Source organism: Vreelandella olivaria, from assembly GCF_023507745.1.
In the GTDB taxonomy this organism is placed as follows: domain Bacteria; phylum Pseudomonadota; class Gammaproteobacteria; order Pseudomonadales; family Halomonadaceae; genus Vreelandella; species Vreelandella olivaria_A.
The window spans coordinates 1-3,235 of sequence record NZ_JALPZO010000152.1 but is presented as its reverse complement, the minus strand read 5'-3'; the positions used below and the strand labels follow the sequence as shown (position 1 = coordinate 3,235).

At 54.1% G+C, this 3,235-nt stretch carries 1 rRNA gene; it reads left to right on the top strand.

Annotated features, from left to right (window positions below):
- Positions 1 to 183: 183 nt before the first annotated feature.
- A 23S ribosomal RNA gene (locus HP566_RS18185) occupies positions 184 to 3,184 on the top strand.
- Positions 3,185 to 3,235: the final 51 nt, after the last annotated feature.

Here is a 3,235-nt window from a genome sequence, read left to right as displayed (position 1 = left end):
CAGTCGCTCTTTAACAATGTATATCATGCTGACAATATCGAATGACGATATAAGCATCTCTATCTCTGTCTTGACAGAAAACGATGTTTATTAAATGTTCGATATGCAATTGTTTTGTGATACGTCTCAAGCGTATCCGGCAATCGTTATCATTGCGAGACACCAGACCCCTTCGGGTTATAGGGTCAAGCAATGAAGCGCACACGGTGGATGCCTAGGCAGCCAGAGGCGATGAAAGACGTGGTAGCCTGCGAAAAGGTTCGGCGAGGTGGCAAACGACCTGCGACCCGGACATCTCTGAATGGGGAAACCCACTCATCAACAGATGAGTATCCTGCCCTGAATCTATAGGGGTAGGAGGCGAACCAGGGGAACTGAAACATCTAAGTACCCTGAGGAAAAGAAATCAACCGAGATTCCCCCAGTAGCGGCGAGCGACCGGGGAACAGCCCTTAAGCGTGTGACTGATTAGACGAACAGGTTGGGAAGCCTGGCCATAGCGGGTGATAGCCCCGTAGTCGAAAATCTGAACACGTGAAATCGAGTAGGTCGGGGCACGAGAAACCCTGACTGAAGACGGGGGGACCATCCTCCAAGGCTAAATACTCCTGGCTGACCGATAGTGAACCAGTACCGTGAGGGAAAGGCGAAAAGAACCCCGGAGAGGGGAGTGAAATAGATCCTGAAACCGTGTGCGTACAAGCAGTAGGAGCAGACTTGTTCTGTGACTGCGTACCTTTTGTATAATGGGTCAGCGACTTATATTCAGTGGCGAGGTTAACCGCATAGGGGAGCCGTAGGGAAACCGAGTCTTAACTGGGCGACACAGTCGCTGGATATAGACCCGAAACCGAGCGATCTATCCATGAGCAGGGTGAAGGTTGAGTAACATCAACTGGAGGCCCGAACCAGGATCTGTTGAAAAAGATTTGGATGACTTGTGGATCGGAGTGAAAGGCTAATCAAGCTCGGAGATAGCTGGTTCTCCTCGAAAGCTATTTAGGTAGCGCCTCACGTATCACCGCCGGGGGTAGAGCACTGTTTCGGCTAGGGGGTCATCCCGACTTACCAACCCGAGGCAAACTCCGAATACCGGTGAGTGCCAGCGTGGGAGACACACGGCGGGTGCTAACGTCCGTCGTGAAAAGGGAAACAACCCAGACCGTCAGCTAAGGTCCCGAAATCCTGGTTAAGTGGGAAACGATGTGGGAAGGCTCAGACAGCTAGGAGGTTGGCTTAGAAGCAGCCATCCTTTAAAGAAAGCGTAATAGCTCACTAGTCGAGTCGGCCTGCGCGGAAGATGTAACGGGGCTAAACCAGGTACCGAAGCTACGGGTGAGCCTGTATCACTTAAGGCTATTCGATTAACGTCGCGAAGCGACGTTCAAGCGCCCACCGAACGTTGAGTCGGATGAGCGGATCAACAGCGTAGACTTAAGGATGCAGGCTCGCGGTAGAGGAGCGTCGTGTAAGCCGATGAAGGTGGATTGAGAAGTCTGCTGGAGGTATCACGAGTGCGAATGCTGACATGAGTAACGACAAGGGGAGTGAAAAACTCCCCCGCCGGAAGACCAAGGGTTTCTGTTCGACGCTAATCGGAGCAGAGTGAGTCGGCCCCTAAGGCGAGGCCGAAAGGCGTAGTCGATGGGAAACGGGTCAATATTCCCGTACCGGACATGATTGCGATGGGGGGACGGAGAAGGCTAGGTGAGCCAGGCGTTGGTAGTCCTGGTGAAAGTGAGTAGGCTAGTGGTTTAGGTAAATCCGGACCACTCTCTTCAAGGAGAAGGCCGAGACACGAAACGAAGACACCACGGTGTCGAAGTCATTGATGCCCCGCTTCCAGGAAAAGCCTCTAAGCTACAGATCATGTGCGACCGTACCCCAAACCGACACAGGTGGTCAGGGTGAGAATCCCAAGGCGCTTGAGAGAACTCGGGTGAAGGAACTAGGCAAAATGGTGCCGTAACTTCGGGAGAAGGCACGCCGGCGTAGGGTGAAGGAACTCGCTTCCCGAGCCCGAACCGGTCGAAGATACCAGGTGGCTGCAACTGTTTAGTAAAAACACAGCACTCTGCTAACGCGCAAGCGGACGTATAGGGTGTGACGCCTGCCCGGTGCCGGAAGGTTAAGTGATGGTGTTAGGACTCGTCCGAAGCTCTTGATCGAAGCCCCGGTAAACGGCGGCCGTAACTATAACGGTCCTAAGGTAGCGAAATTCCTTGTCGGGTAAGTTCCGACCTGCACGAATGGCGTAATGATGGCCACGCTGTCTCCACCCGAGACTCAGTGAAATTGAAATCGCCGTGAAGATGCGGTGTACCCGCGGCTAGACGGAAAGACCCCGTGAACCTTTACTATAGCTTCACACTGGACGCTGATGTTGCCTGTGTAGGATAGCTGGGAGGCTTAGAAACTCGGACGCCAGTTCGGGCGGAGCCAACCTTGAAATACCAGCCTGGCATCATTGGCGTTCTCACTCAGGTCCGTTATCCGGATCGAGGACAGTGTGTGGTGGGTAGTTTGACTGGGGCGGTCTCCTCCCAAAGCGTAACGGAGGAGCACGAAGGTACCCTCAGCACGGTCGGACATCGTGCAATGAGTGCAAGAGCATAAGGGTGCTTGACTGCGAGACAGACACGTCGAGCAGGTGCGAAAGCAGGTTCTAGTGATCCGGTGGTTCTGTATGGAAGGGCCATCGCTCAACGGATAAAAGGTACTCCGGGGATAACAGGCTGATACCGCCCAAGAGTTCACATCGACGGCGGTGTTTGGCACCTCGATGTCGGCTCATCACATCCTGGGGCTGAAGTCGGTCCCAAGGGTATGGCTGTTCGCCATTTAAAGTGGTACGCGAGCTGGGTTTAGAACGTCGTGAGACAGTTCGGTCCCTATCTGCCGTGGGCGTTGGATGTTTGAGAAGAGCTGCTCCTAGTACGAGAGGACCGGAGTGGACGACCCTCTGGTGTTCCGGTTGTCACGCCAGTGGCATTGCCGGGTAGCTATGGTCGGACAGGATAACCGCTGAAAGCATCTAAGCGGGAAGCCCCCTTCAAGATGAGACATCCCTGAGACCTAGCGTCTCCTAAAGGGCCCAGCGAGACCAGCTGGTGGATAGGCACGGTGTGGACGCGCTGCAAGGCGTTGAGCTAACGTGTACTAATGGCCCGTGAGGCTTGACCCTATAACACCCAAGGGGTCTGGTCGCAGTGATAACGACAGGTTCAAAAGAACC